Below are 12,668 nucleotides of genomic sequence, written 5' to 3'. Positions count from 1 at the left end.
TGGGCTCCCCGACGCGTCCATGCGGAAGGATTCCCATGTCTGCCAAGCAAGAACCGAACGACCAGGCCACCGGCGGCTGCCCGGTGCAGCACGAACACGCGCTGCTCCCCGTCCAGGGCGGCGGCAACCGGGGGTGGTGGCCCGACCGGCTCAACCTCAAGCTCCTCGCGAAGAACCCCGCCGTCGGCAACCCCCTCGGCGCGGACTTCGACTACGGCGCGGCGTTCGAAGCCCTCGACCTCCCCGCGGTCAAGCGCGACATCGAAGCGGTCATGACGGACTCGAAGGACTGGTGGCCGGCCGATTTCGGGCATTACGGCCCGCTGTTCATCCGGATGGCCTGGCACAGCGCCGGCACCTACCGCATCAGCGACGGCCGCGGCGGCGCCGGCACCAGCCAGCAGCGGTTCGCGCCGCTCAACAGCTGGCCGGACAACATCAGCCTCGACAAGGCCCGGCGGCTGCTGTGGCCGGTCAAGCAGAAGTACGGGCGCAGTCTCTCCTGGGCCGACCTGATGATCCTCACCGGCAATGTGGCCCTGGAGTCGATGGGCCTCAAGACGTTCGGATTCGGCGGCGGCCGTGAGGACGCCTGGGAGGCCGACGAGGACATCTACTGGGGACCCGAGACCGACTGGCTCGACGACCAGCGCCGCGGCGAGGACCGCAGGATCGAGGACGCGTTCGCGGCGGCCCAGATGGGGCTCATCTACGTGAACCCGCAGGGCAAGGGCGGTGTCCCCGACCCGGTCGAGTCGGCGCAGGACATCCGCGACACGTTCGAGCGCATGGCGATGAACGACGAGGAGACCGTCGCGCTCATCGTCGGCGGGCACACGTTCGGCAAGACCCACGGCGCCGCACCGGAGTCGAACCTCGGCCCCGAGCCCGAGGCCGCGCCGCTCGAGGCGCAGGGCCTCGGCTGGGCGAACGCGCACGGCACCGGCAAAGGCAACGACACCATCACCAGCGGGCTCGAAGGGACTTGGACGAACACGCCCACCCAGTGGGACAACAGTTTCCTGGAGATCCTGTTCGGCCACGAGTGGGAGCTGACGTCCAGCCCGGCCGGCGCGCACCAGTGGAAGCCGAAGGGCGGCGCCGCCGCGGACCTCGTGCCCGACGCGCACGACCCGGGGAAGCGCCACGCGCCGACGATGCTCACGACCGACCTCTCGTTGCGGTTCGACCCGGTGTACGAGGCGATCTCGCGGCGCTTCCTCGAGCGCCCGGACGAACTCGCGGACGCGTTCGCGCGCGCGTGGTTCAAACTCACCCACCGCGACATGGGGCCGATCGTCCGCTACCGCGGCCCGGAGGTGCCCGCGGAGCGGCTCATCTGGCAGGACCCGCTCCCCGCCGCGGACTACGACACGATCGACGCCGACGACATCGCGGCGCTCAAGGAGCGGATCATCGAATCGGGCCCGACCTCGCGGCAGCTCGTGGCCGCCGCGTGGGCTTCGGCCTCCTCGTTCCGCGGCAGCGACAAGCGCGGCGGCGCCAACGGCGCACGGATCCGGCTCGAACCGCAGAAGGACTGGGAGGTCAACGAACCCCGGTCGCTGGCGGAGGTCCTGCGCGCGCTGGAGGGCGTCCAGGAGGCGTTCAACGCCCAGTCCGCGGGCAAGCGCGTCTCGCTCGCGGACCTGATCGTCCTGGGCGGCTGCGCCGCGGTCGAACGGGCCGCGCGGCTCGCCGGGCACCAGGTCGAGGTGCCGTTCTCGCCCGGCCGGGTCGACGCGACGCAGGAGCTGACCGACGTCGACTCGTTCGCGCCGCTCGAACCGACCGCTGACGGGTTCCGCAACTACCTCGGCAAGGATCACCCGATCCCGGCCGAGTACCTGCTGGTCGACCGGTCGAACCTGCTCGGCCTCAGCGTCCCTGAGATGACCGTCCTCGTCGGCGGCCTGCGCGTCCTCGGAGCGAACTTCGAGGACTCGCCCGTCGGCGTCCTCACCGACCGGCCCGGCATGCTCCACAACGACTACTACCGGAACCTGCTCTCGCTCGACATCGAATGGGCGCCGGCGGCGGACGACTCGCAGACCTACGAGGCCCGCGACCGCGCCACGGGCGACAAGCAGTGGACCGGCTCGCGCGTCGACCTCGTCTTCGGCTCCAACGCCGAACTCCGGGCCGTCGCCGAGGTGTACGCGAGCGACGACGCCGAGGAGCACTTCGTCCGCGACTTCGTCGCCGCCTGGTCCAAGGTGATGGACCTCGACCGCTTCGACCTGCGGTGAGTCATCGGGCCCCGGCGGGCGATCGCCGGGGCCCGGCGGCCGACAACCGCCCACGCGGCGGCGCTGGGGCCTAGCATCGGAACATGGCCCGCATCGAAGACGTCAGCTCGCCCGCCCGGACGGCCGAGCCCGGGGAGGGCATCGGCCGGGACGAACTCTCGCTCGCCACCCGCAACCACGGCCTGCCGCTCGAAGCCCTCCGTTACGACCGCACCCCGCCCGGCCTGCACTACGTCCTCACCCACTACGACATCCCGTACGTCGCCGAGGACGCGGCGTGGGAGCTCACGATCGGCGGCCACGTCGAACATCCCCTCCGCCTGAGCATGGACGACCTGCGGTCGCATCCGGCGGTCACCACCCGCGTCACCATGGAATGCGCCGGGAACGGCCGCGCCCTCCTCACGCCCCGCCCCGTGAGCCAGCCCTGGCTGGTCGAAGCGGTCGGCACCGCGGACTGGACGGGCGTGCCCCTGCGTGCCCTCCTCGCCGAAGCCGGCGTGCGCGACGGCGCCGTCGACGCGGTCTTCACCGGCGCCGACCACGGGATCGAACGCGGCGTCGAACAGGACTACCAGCGGGCCCTCCCGCTCGACACGGCCATCGGCGACGCACCCGGGGTCCTGGTCGCCTACGCCATGAACGGCGCCCCGCTGCCGCCGCAGCACGGGTGGCCGCTCCGCCTGGTCGTGCCCGGCTGGTACGGCATGGCCCACGTGAAGTGGTTGCGCGACATCACGATCGCCGAACAGCCGTTCACCGGCTTCCAGCAGACCACGGCCTACCGGATCCGGCAGGAACCGCACGAGGAGGGGACACCGGTCACCCGCATCGCCCCGCGCGCCCTCATGGTCCCGCCCGGCTTCCCCGACTTCATGTCCCGGGCCCGCGTCGTCCGCCCCGGTCCGGTGCTCATCGAAGGCCGCGCCTGGTCGGGCAGGGCACCGGTCACCGCCGTCGAGGTCAGCACCGACGACGGCCGCACCTGGAACGAAGCCGCTCTCGACGCACCGACCGGGCACCACTGGGCCTGGCGCCGCTGGCGGTTCGACTGGACCGCTGTACCCGGCGAGCACATGCTGTGCGCCCGCGCGACCGACGCCGAAGGCGACACCCAACCGGTGGACCAGCCCTGGAACCGCGGCGGCTTCGCCAACAACCTCGTGCAGCGCCTCCCGGTCCACTGCGTCGAACCGGGGTGATCGAAACGGAGTGACCGGAAACGAAGACGGCCCCGAATGGCCGACGGCCTGGCCGAGGCGGTGCGTGCGAGCCCGCAAGGCGGTACTCGCCGCTCCCCCGGAGGACTGCGGCAGGATCTGGCGCCACCAATGGCTGCGCGAAGCCCTCGCCGACACCGCCCATCCCGACCACACCGAAGCCCTCGAATACGTCAGCGAGCACGACCGCGCCTACTACCTGCCCGAGCCACCGGACGCGGCCGAGATCGACCGCAGACTCCGAGCCGCTGGTAACGACAAGGTGCGATCAGACTCGGACGCTATCGACTGAGACGTTCCTGTCCGGTGTCCTGGGTGAAGATGTCGGCCGCCGTCACCGTGAGCGTGCCTTCGCCTGCCCCGGTCACCGTCTCCCGCGCGCAGATCGCGAACCGCAGCGCTTCGGCTTCCACACCAAGCGCAGCGGACTTCTGCACCAGCCTCGGGAGCAGCCGTCGGGCGTCGACCTTGCGCGCCCACTTCGCTTCTCCGACCATGACAGGAGTCCGCGATCGCCCCGCCAGCACCACCGCGTCGATCTCGTCTCGTCCCTCTCGCCACCACGGCCCTACCGCCACCGTCTCAGCGTGGATCTGGGCGGCATATCTGCGGAGGTGGTCTCTGAACGCCGTCTCCCAGACCGGACCCATGTGGTCGTCGATGCCATGGGTGACGGCGTTCAGCACCGTGTCACCCAACCCGCGATCGATCTCCGAGCGGTAGCGGCCCAGGACCCGCAGATAGAAGGCCAGGAAGTTGTCGGTGATCTGGTAGATCCGCCGGCGGCTCTTCTCGGTCTCCGTCACGGGCATCAGCCGCTCGATCAGCCGCAGCCGCTGCAGCTCCCGAAGCGTTCGGCTGGGGTCCGCCCCGATGGCGTCGCTGATCTCCTGGTGCTTGGTCCGGCCCTCCGCGATGGCGCGCAGCACGTCGGCCAGCTGGTCACCGTGCCGCGCTTCGGTCGCGAGGAGATAGTCCCCTTCCACCAGCATCGGTGCGGTCGGCCGGCACGCGAGCCGGGATATGTTCTCGCGCACTGATTCCCCTGCGTCCCACCACGACAGGTAGAGCGGCATCCCTCCCAGGAGGCCGTAGGCCAGCGCGCGGTCAGCCGGGTTCAGGGCGGGGAGCATCTCGGCGGCCTCATGCGGGCGAAACGGGTGCAGTTGCATCGAGAGGTCGAAGCGCCCGTACAGCGGCGCCCGATACTCCTGGATCGCCTCCATCGTCCGCATCGCTGACCCGCACAGCAGGATCCGCAGGCCGCTCTCGGGGCCGGTGGTGTCGACGAAGGCGCGCAGGATCCCCGGCAGCTCCGGGGATTTCGACATCATCTCGGGGAACTCGTCGAAAACCAGCAGAAGCGGTGCTTCTCGGGCGGCCGCGTCCAGGTATTCCAGGGCTTCCTCCCAGCTCTGAAACGGCGATTCGGCCAGGTTCCGGACTCGGCTGGGTGCGATCTGGTGGACTTTGCGGGACAGCTGGGCCACCTCGCCCCGCTCGGGACGACCGGTCCCCAGATGGAAGATCGATCGCTTGTCCGAGGCGAAGCGCTGCAGCAGCGCGGTCTTACCGACTCGCCTGCGTCCCCAGACCATGGCGGGTCGGGGGTGGGTCCGGGCCCACCAGGTCTCAAGGTCTGCCAGTTCACTGCGGCGGTTCACGAAAGCCATACCCGGAATCGTAACTGATGCATAACGTCAGTGACGTCGTACGTCACTGACGTTATGCATCAGTTCTTGAGCTTGATACCCGGGTCCTCTTCCTGCATCCGCAAGCGGAAACCCGTGAACCCGGCAGGCCTGCCTACCGGGTTCGTTGAAGAGGGTCGGTGCGCGAGGGGGGACTTGAACCCCCACGTCCGAGGACACAGGAACCTAAATCCTGCGCGTCTGCCAGTTCCGCCACTCGCGCCAGAAGTGGTCGGCGGCATCGTCGCCGATGCGCCGGTTGCCGTGCCGGGTGGTCCGGCGATGGGCAGCAACTAGTGTTTCACACGCGTCAGGGGTCCCGTAGTCTGGAGGGGATGACTCGACCTGACAAGCGCGCCGCCGATGAGCTGCGCCCCGTGAAGTTCACCCGATCCTGGACCGACCACCCCGAGGGTTCGGTGCTCGTTGAATTCGGCCGCACTCGGGTGCTGTGCACCGCGACGGTGACGACCGGCGTGCCGCGCTGGCGGCGCGGGTCCGGCGAAGGGTGGGTGACCGCCGAGTACTCGATGCTCCCGCGCTCCACGCACTCGCGCTCCGACCGCGAGTCGATCCGCGGGAAGATCGGCGGCCGGACGCACGAGATCTCGCGCCTCATCGGCCGAAGCCTGCGCGCCTGCATCGACTTCAAAGCCCTCGGCGAGAACACGATCACGCTCGACTGCGATGTGCTGCAGGCTGACGGCGGGACGCGTACCGCGGCGATCACCGGCGCCTACGTCGCGCTGCACGACGCCGTGGGCTGGCTCAAGGAGCAGAAGATCGCCCGCAAGCCCGACAAGATCCTGACGACCTCCGTCGCCGCGATCAGCGTCGGCGTGGTCAACGGCGTGCCGGTGCTCGACCTGCCTTACGAGGAGGACGTCGCCGCTTCGGTCGACATGAACGTCGTCTGCACCGGCGAAGGCGACTTCGTCGAGGTCCAGGGCACCGGAGAGGAGGCCGTGTTCAACCGCGCCGAACTCGACACCCTGCTCGACCTGGCGCTCAAGGGCTGCAAGGAACTCGCCGGCCTCCAGGCCCGGACCCTGCTCTCGTCATGAGGGTCCTGCTCGCCACCCGCAACGTCGGGAAGATCGACGAGCTGCGGGAGATCCTCGCCGAGGCCGCCCCGCACATCGAGCTCGTCGGTCTGAACGCCGTCGCCGATTACCCCGAGACCCCCGAGACCGAGCTGACCTTCGCCGGGAACGCCCTGCTCAAGGCCCGCGACGGTGTCAAGCACACCGGGCTCGCGACGATCGCCGACGATTCGGGCCTGGCCGTGGACGCCCTCAACGGGATGCCCGGCGTGCTCTCCGCGCGTTGGGCCGGGAGCGCCAAGGACGACGCGGCGAACAACGCGCTGCTGCTCGACCAGCTCGCCGACGTCCCCGACGAACTGCGGGGCGCGAAATTCGTGTGCGCCGCCGCGATCGTCCGGCCCGACGGGCGCGAGCTCGTCGTGCACGGCGAGATGCACGGCAAGGTCGGGCGTGAACCCAAGGGCGACAACGGGTTCGGCTACGACCCGCTCTTCACTCCCGACGGCTTCGACCGGACCAGCGCCGAGCTCTCCGCAGCGGAGAAGAACGCGATCTCCCACCGGGGCAAAGCATTCCGCGAGCTCGCGAAGAAGATCTAGCGGCACACCCGGCTTGAGGCGGCCTTCGGGCCGCCTGTTCGCTATCTGCCCCGCAGCAGTTCCAGGGCCTTGTCCGCGTGCGCGTTCATGTTCAGCTCGCTCTTGAACGCCCCCAGGATGGTTCGGTCCTGGCCGATCACGAAGGTCTTGCGCTTGGTCGCGACGATGCCCAGTCGGCGGCGCACGCCGAAGGCCTCGGCGACCTTGCCCTCAGGGTCGGACAGCAGCGGGTAGCCGAAGGAGTGCTTCGCGGCGAACGCGGCCTGGCGGTCGACGTCGTCGTGGGAGATGCCGACCGGGGTCGCGCCGACGGCCTTGAAGTCGGCGGCGAGGTCGCGGAAGTGGCAGGCCTGGGCGGTGCAGCCCGCCGTCATCGCCTGCGGATAGAAGAAGAGCACGACGGGGCCGGACTCGATGAGTTCGTCGAGGCTGCGGGGATTGCCATGGTCGTCGTCGAGGGTGAATGCGGGTGCGATGTCTCCGGTCTCCATGAGTCCGAGTCTATCCGCGGATTCCGGGAGTGAACCGCTTCAGGTCCGGGCGCCCGGAGGCGTTGCATTCCGTCATTAGATATAGATACACTCGAATATCACGATATCGTCAGCAGCTGTCCACAAGATCGCGCTGGCTCTTCGAGAGCCAGGTTGGGAGCGCTCCATGTCCGGCAGAGGAGTAATTCCATGTCCACCACCGCCACGTTGGCGCTGGGCGGCAGACGCCGCCGCATCGCCATCGTCATGTCGATGGTCCTGGCCGCCGTCGCGGCCCTGACCATCACGGGGCTTTTCAGCAGAGACGAGGCCGAAGCCCATGGCGCCACGGTCTTCCCCGGCTCGCGCCAGTACTTCTGCTACTTCGACGCGCTCGCCCAGAACGGCTCGCTCGACCCCTACAACGAGGCCTGCCAGGCCGCGTTCGATGAGGTCGGCCCGACCCCGTTCTACAACTGGTTCGGGAACCTCGACTCCAACGGCGCAGGCCAGACCGTCGGATACGTCCCCGACGGCCAGCTCTGCAACGGCGGCGGCAAGGGCCCGTACGACTTCTCGCCCTTCAACGACCCGGGCAACTGGCCGCGCACGCACGTGACCGCCGGAGCCACCGTCGAATGGCGCTACAACAACTGGGCCCACCACCCCGGCAGGTTCGACCTCTACATCACCAAGGACGGGTGGGACCCGAGCCAGCCGCTCGCCTGGGACGACCTCGAGAAGTTCCAGACCATCTCGAACCCGCCGTCCAACGGCGGCGCCGGGAGCGACGACCACTACTACTACGCGAACATGACGCTCCCGCAGAAGAGCGGGTACCACATTGTGTTCACGCACTGGGTGCGCTCGGACTCGAGCGAGAACTTCTACGCCTGCTCCGACATCGAGTTCGACGGCGGCAACGGTGAGATCACCGGCATCCGCCCCGGCGCGAACCTGCCGGGCAACGACGGCGGCGTCGTCAACCCGCCCACCGAGACGCCCACCGACGACCCGACCGAGACGCCCACCGGCGGCCCGACGGGCGCCTGCACCGCCACCGCCTCGGTCTACTCGTGGTCCGGCGGCGCGACGGTGAACATCACCGTCGAGAACACCAGCGACTCGAGCATGAGCGACTGGATGATCCACTGGCTGTGGCCGCCGAACTCCGGCATCACGATCAGGGACTCGTGGAACACCACCATCAGCACGATGGGCGACATGCAGATGGCCGGCCCCTCGGGCTGGAACGCGACCATCGCGTCGGGCGGGACGGCGAGCTTCGGCTTCAACGTCACGGGCGACCTGACGACGATGCCCGCGATGGAGTGCATGCCGGCGTGACAAGGCGGTGATTCGGGACGGTGACGCCGTCCCGGCCGGAACCCGAACGATCATCGAAATATCGCCGCTTCGACTCCTCCCCTCGGAGGCCTGCTGGAATACTTGAGCCAGCAGGTCTTCCGGGGGGAGGAGCCATGTCAGCATCCACAGCGCCGACACATGCCGGTTCGCAACCGATGACGGCGTCCACACGCGCCGGCGTCGTCGTCCTGGCTTATATCGCCGATCATGTCGACACGCTCAATCAGGCCATAACGGCCTTCGAACGTCAGGCGCCCGGATCCGCCGGGACCGTCCGCATCACCATCCACCGGCTTCGGACCGTGATCCGCGGCTACGCGCATCTGTTCACGGAGACGCCGCCGCGCAGTCAGGAGCTCGACCATCTGCTCACGGCGCTGAAGCACACCGAGGACCTGGAGCGGCTCCGCGTCCACTTCTCGGACCGCTTCGACCAGCTCGGCCTCGTGGCCCCCGAGTACCCGAAATGGTATGGGGCCCTTGATAACGAGATGCGCACCTCCTACGAGCAGACCGAGGGGATCGCTTCGCAGACCTGGGTCGCGGTCCTGCTCAGCCAGGTGCGCCTGTTCACCGAACACGCCCGGTTCACGCGGGACGGCGACAAGCCCGCGTCCTCGCTCATGGGCGTGCTCTCGCAGGCCAAGACCCATCTGCTCGACACCTACGGGAAGCTCAGCCACGCCACCGACCTGGTGCTCGCGCGGGACGAGACGCGCATCGCGGCCCGGGAGGCGCATTTCCTGGCCGAGGCCGCCGTGCCCGCGCTGGGTCAGGCCGCCGAGGACGTCGCCGGTCCGATGGCGGACCTCGAGCACCTGCTGACCCGGTACCGCCAGGCCGTGATCGCACGGAACTGGCTGCTGCGCCTGCCCGGCGCGGACCGGGCCGACCGGCTCACCACGAGCCTGGCGGAACTGGAGAAGGCGCACCTGCGCCAGCTGGGCGAGGAGATCGACCGGGCGGCCGCCGACATGGTCGAACGGTGGCGATAGCGGCCGGCTGGTGAGCACGGCCCCGCCGCGCTCACGGGGCGGCACGAGAGCAATCGGGCCCAAGGCGGTCGCCTTGGGCCCGTTCGCCTATCCGCGCAGGACGGACGCGAGGTTGTCGAGGCCGATCGGGCCGAGGTTGAGGGCCCGGGTGTGCCAGGCCTTCAGGTCGAACGCCGAGCCGGCGGCGGCCTGCGCCTCGGCGCGGGCGTCGACCCAGGCGCGTTCGCCGAGCTTGTAGCAGATGGCCTGGCCGGGCCAGCCCGCGTAGCGGACGATCTCCGGGTAGGCACGGTGCTCGGCGATGCGGCCGCGGGTCTTGAGCACGTCGAGGGCGACGTCGAAGCTCCACCGCTCGCCGTGGAACTTCGCCTCGGCGGCGGGCAGCGGCAGGTCCAGGTGCCAGCCGATGTCGATCACGACGCGGGCGGCGCGCAGCGCCGAGCCCTTGAGCATCCCCAGACGCGTGCCCGTGTCGGTGAACCAGCCGAGCTCGTCCGAGAGCCGCTCGGCGTACAGGGCCCAGCCTTCGGCGTGGCCCGAGACCGAGCCGAAGACCTTCGCGAAACGGGAGAGCCCGTCGCCGGTGACCTTGGTCTGGCCGATCTGGAGGTGGTGGCCGGGCACGCCCTCGTGGAAGACGGTGGTCAGCTCGCCCCAGGTGCGGAACGTCTCGCGTTCGGCGACGGGCCACCAGGTGCGGCCCGGCCGGGAGAGGTCCTCGCTGGGACCGGTGTAGTAGGCCGATCCGGCAGAGGAGCCGTGCACGACCTGCACGTCCAGGTTCATCAGGCGCGGGTCGATGTCGAAGTGGACGCCGTTGAGGGATTCGAGCGCGCTCTGGTGCTTCTCGGTGAGCCAGGCCAGGTACTCCTCGTGGGTGCGCAAGGCCTGGGTCGCGTCCAGGTGGGCGATGACCTCCTCGAGGCCCGCGCCGGGGACGATCTTGTCGGCCTCGGCGGCCATCTCGTCCTCAATCCGGTGCAGTTCGTCCCACGCCCAGTCGTAGGCGTCGCGGGGGTCGAGGACCGCGCCGAGGGTGGAACGGGCGGCGAGGAGGTACCGCTCCTCGCCCACGCCGTCGCGCTCGGTCGCGTGCGGGGCGTAGGTGCGCTCGAGGTAGTCGGCGGCGGCGGCGAAGGCCGCGTACGCGGCCTCGGCGGCCTCGCGCAGGTCGCGGGCCTGCGGGCCGTCGCCGTACGCGGCGAGGTGCTTGTCGAAGGTGCGCGACTCGGCGTTGCGGCGGGCCTGCTTGACGCCTTCGGTGACCTGGAGGAGCGCGACCGTCTGGCCCGCTTCGATCCCGGCGTCGAGGGTCTGGCGCCAAGTCGTGAGCATCTGCGGGATGGCGCGCATCCGCGAGGCATTGAGCCGCCAGTCGTTCTCGGTGCGGCGCGGCGTCAGGTCCACATAGCTCACCAGGCTCTGGAGCATCCCGTAGGGGACGCGCAGGGCGCGGCGCCATTCGCCGGCCTCGTGCTGGGCGACGCTCACTTCGAGGCGTTCCGCCATGTGGAGTCGGGCCAGGTCGTCGGCGGGGCCGGTCGATTCGAGCGCCTTGAGCTTCGCGAGGGTGTCGGCGTCGAGCTTCGCCCGCCCGGCGACGGCCGCGGGGCCGAAGTCGGTGGCGACGCCGAAGTCGCCCTTGATGCCGGCGGCCCCGGCGAACATCGGGTGCAGCCGGGCGTACGCGGTGATGTACTCGTCGGCCAGTGCGAATATCGGTGAGGTCATGGGCGACAGCTTACCGCGCGGCTAGTAATCCTTCGTTACGTGATTGTTGCTCTCACGCGTGGAGACGACCACGGCTCCGACCAAAGCGGCGAGCAGCAGCAGCGACAGCACCTCGAACGGCAGCACCCAGTCGGCGAAGACCGCCTCGCCCATCACGGCCGCCCCGCCGCTCTCGCGGTCGTCGAGACCGGCCTTGGTCCAGCCGAACGCGCCGGTCACGACCGCCGCGAGGCCGAGGCCCACGCCGCCCGCGATGAGCGCCCCGGGCAGTCTCGCCCGGTCGAGGTCGTCGGACGGGTCGGTCGGGGCCCTGGTGAGCATGGTCGCGAACAGGAGCAGCACCACGATCGCGCCCACGTAGACGAGCACGAGCACCCACGCGAGGAATTCGGCGGTGAGCACGAGCGCGGCCCCGGCGATCCCGGCGAACGCGACCGCGAGCCACAGCCCGGCCCGCACGATCCGCTTCGTGGTCACGACGGCGAGGGCCGCTCCGAGCGCGAGCAGCCCGAAGGCCAGGAGCAGCACGTCGGCGAGCGTCACTCGGCGGCCTCCGCCTTCACGGCCTCGGTCTTGGCGGATTCCGGCACCGTCGCGATCCACTCCCCCAGATGCTCCTTGTCGTGGAGCAGGTCGCGGATGTCGCCTTCGGCGTAGGCGAAGTCGGGGGCCCAGAACAGGGCGTCGAACGGGCAGACGTCGACACAGATCCCGCAGTACATGCACAGGGAGAAGTCGATGTCGAAGCGGTCGAGGACGTTCACCTGGCGCGGGCGGGCCGCGCCTTCGATCTCGACGGTCTCCTTGTGGGAGTCGATGTAGATGCACCAGTCGGGGCATTCGCGGGCGCACAGCATGCACGAGGTGCAGCTCGGTTCGTGCAGGGCGATCACGCCGCGGGTGCGTTCGGGCAGTTCGGGTTCGTTCTCGGGGTACTGGCTGGTGACGGCGCGGCGCGCGGCGGTACGCGCGGTCGCGGCGAGACCGCTGACCAGACCGCTCCCGGGAAGCCTCATGCCCTCATCGTCGCAGATGACACCGATCTTTTCCAGACCCGAGGCCGCGCTTCGCGGCTGAAATGTCCGTCCGCTTCGCGGCTGCGCTACCGGTCCGCTTCGCGGCTGCGCTACTCGTCCGCTTCGCGGATCAGGTTGTCCGATTCCCGACTCGCCAGGCGTGGCGTCGGGGACCGGTTTTCCCCTGAAGCCGCCTGACGCGTCCACAAGAGCCGATACCGTGAGCCATCGACACGTCACGTGCCGGGCATGGCCCGGCGCCGTTCGGGGAGGAACCGTGCCC

General features: G+C 69.7%; 12 protein-coding genes and 1 tRNA gene. 7 read left to right on the top strand and 6 right to left on the bottom strand.

The annotated features are described in order from the left end of the window. The first annotated feature begins 35 nt into the window (after positions 1-35). From katG to JHY01_RS03845, 3 genes are all read left to right on the top strand, one after another. The gene (katG, locus tag JHY01_RS03855) at positions 36-2,249 is read left to right on the top strand and encodes a catalase/peroxidase HPI (protein ID WP_205324274.1); all 2,214 of its coding nucleotides are present in this window, start codon (positions 36-38) and stop codon (positions 2,247-2,249) included. 83 nt (positions 2,250-2,332) lie between these two features. Further along, positions 2,333-3,451, top strand: a complete 1,119-nt coding sequence (locus tag JHY01_RS03850; RefSeq protein ID WP_205324273.1) for a sulfite oxidase — start codon at positions 2,333-2,335, stop codon at positions 3,449-3,451. Positions 3,452-3,515: 64 nt separating this feature from the next. After that, positions 3,516-3,761 (top strand): hypothetical protein, encoded by a 246-nt coding sequence (locus JHY01_RS03845; RefSeq protein WP_205324272.1) that lies wholly within the window; start codon positions 3,516-3,518, stop codon positions 3,759-3,761. Here the strand turns inward: JHY01_RS03845 and JHY01_RS03840 are convergent. Both JHY01_RS03840 and JHY01_RS03835 read right to left on the bottom strand, forming a co-directional pair. After that, complete coding sequence (locus JHY01_RS03840) at positions 3,751-5,142, bottom strand: ATP-binding protein (RefSeq protein ID WP_205324271.1); 1,392 nt, start codon at positions 5,140-5,142, stop codon at positions 3,751-3,753. The genes JHY01_RS03845 and JHY01_RS03840 overlap by 11 nt on opposite strands. Before the next feature lie 159 nt (positions 5,143-5,301). Beyond that, positions 5,302-5,383 (bottom strand) — tRNA-Leu (locus JHY01_RS03835). Positions 5,384-5,495: 112 nt separating this feature from the next. On the opposite strand from JHY01_RS03835, the gene rph reads away from it, so the two are divergent. Beyond that, on the top strand, positions 5,496-6,224 hold the full coding sequence (gene rph, locus JHY01_RS03830; protein ID WP_205324270.1) for a ribonuclease PH: 729 nt from the start codon (positions 5,496-5,498) through the stop codon (positions 6,222-6,224). Continuing rightward, positions 6,221-6,805, top strand: a complete 585-nt coding sequence (rdgB, locus tag JHY01_RS03825; protein ID WP_205324269.1) for an RdgB/HAM1 family non-canonical purine NTP pyrophosphatase — start codon at positions 6,221-6,223, stop codon at positions 6,803-6,805. The genes rph and rdgB overlap by 4 nt, the downstream gene beginning before the upstream one ends. Positions 6,806-6,846: 41 nt before the next feature. On the opposite strand, the gene JHY01_RS03820 is transcribed toward rdgB, so the two are convergent. Beyond that, a complete protein-coding gene (locus JHY01_RS03820; RefSeq protein ID WP_205324268.1) occupies positions 6,847-7,296 on the bottom strand; it encodes a peroxiredoxin in 450 nt (149 codons plus the stop codon). Between the two features lie 189 nt (positions 7,297-7,485). On the opposite strand from JHY01_RS03820, the gene JHY01_RS03815 reads away from it, so the two are divergent. Next, positions 7,486-8,622 (top strand): lytic polysaccharide monooxygenase, encoded by a 1,137-nt coding sequence (locus JHY01_RS03815; protein WP_205324267.1) that lies wholly within the window; start codon positions 7,486-7,488, stop codon positions 8,620-8,622. A gap of 134 nt (positions 8,623-8,756) precedes the next feature. Next, the gene (locus tag JHY01_RS03810) at positions 8,757-9,638 is read left to right on the top strand and encodes a CHAD domain-containing protein (protein ID WP_205324266.1); all 882 of its coding nucleotides are present in this window, start codon (positions 8,757-8,759) and stop codon (positions 9,636-9,638) included. Between the two features lie 87 nt (positions 9,639-9,725). Here the strand turns inward: JHY01_RS03810 and JHY01_RS03805 are convergent, their stop codons facing one another. The 3 genes from JHY01_RS03805 to JHY01_RS03795 are packed head-to-tail and all read right to left on the bottom strand — an operon-like array spanning position 9,726 to position 12,385. After that, positions 9,726-11,369 (bottom strand): DUF885 domain-containing protein, encoded by a 1,644-nt coding sequence (locus JHY01_RS03805; protein WP_205324265.1) that lies wholly within the window; start codon positions 11,367-11,369, stop codon positions 9,726-9,728. Between the two features lie 21 nt (positions 11,370-11,390). Further along, on the bottom strand, positions 11,391-11,912 hold the full coding sequence (locus JHY01_RS03800) for an NADH-quinone oxidoreductase subunit J (RefSeq protein WP_205324264.1): 522 nt from the start codon (positions 11,910-11,912) through the stop codon (positions 11,391-11,393). Beyond that, complete coding sequence (locus tag JHY01_RS03795) at positions 11,909-12,385, bottom strand: 4Fe-4S binding protein (protein WP_205324263.1); 477 nt, start codon at positions 12,383-12,385, stop codon at positions 11,909-11,911. Before JHY01_RS03795 ends, JHY01_RS03800 begins: the two co-directional genes overlap by 4 nt. Positions 12,386-12,668 lie beyond the last annotated feature (283 nt).

The sequence above is a fragment of the Glycomyces sp. YM15 genome (genome assembly GCF_016918015.1).
GTDB lineage: Bacteria > Actinomycetota > Actinomycetes > Mycobacteriales > Micromonosporaceae > Glycomyces.
Note: the sequence above shows the minus strand (reverse complement) of the source record. Positions and strands in the feature narration are given on the sequence as shown.

What these genes read in the sequence shown, in the direction of transcription:
- JHY01_RS03820 (WP_205324268.1), bottom strand. Translation starts at nt 7,296, where the DNA reads ATGGAGACCGGAGACATCGCACCCGCATTCACCCTCGACGACGACCAT.
- JHY01_RS03840 (WP_205324271.1), bottom strand. Translation starts at nt 5,142, where the DNA reads ATGGCTTTCGTGAACCGCCGCAGTGAACTGGCAGACCTTGAGACCTGG.
- JHY01_RS03810 (WP_205324266.1), top strand. Translation starts at nt 8,757, where the DNA reads ATGTCAGCATCCACAGCGCCGACACATGCCGGTTCGCAACCGATGACG.
- rph (WP_205324270.1), top strand. Translation starts at nt 5,496, where the DNA reads ATGACTCGACCTGACAAGCGCGCCGCCGATGAGCTGCGCCCCGTGAAG.
- katG (WP_205324274.1), top strand. Translation starts at nt 36, where the DNA reads ATGTCTGCCAAGCAAGAACCGAACGACCAGGCCACCGGCGGCTGCCCG.
- rdgB (WP_205324269.1), top strand. Translation starts at nt 6,221, where the DNA reads ATGAGGGTCCTGCTCGCCACCCGCAACGTCGGGAAGATCGACGAGCTG.
- JHY01_RS03850 (WP_205324273.1), top strand. Translation starts at nt 2,333, where the DNA reads ATGGCCCGCATCGAAGACGTCAGCTCGCCCGCCCGGACGGCCGAGCCC.
- JHY01_RS03815 (WP_205324267.1), top strand. Translation starts at nt 7,486, where the DNA reads ATGTCCACCACCGCCACGTTGGCGCTGGGCGGCAGACGCCGCCGCATC.
- JHY01_RS03795 (WP_205324263.1), bottom strand. Translation starts at nt 12,385, where the DNA reads ATGAGGCTTCCCGGGAGCGGTCTGGTCAGCGGTCTCGCCGCGACCGCG.
- JHY01_RS03805 (WP_205324265.1), bottom strand. Translation starts at nt 11,369, where the DNA reads ATGACCTCACCGATATTCGCACTGGCCGACGAGTACATCACCGCGTAC.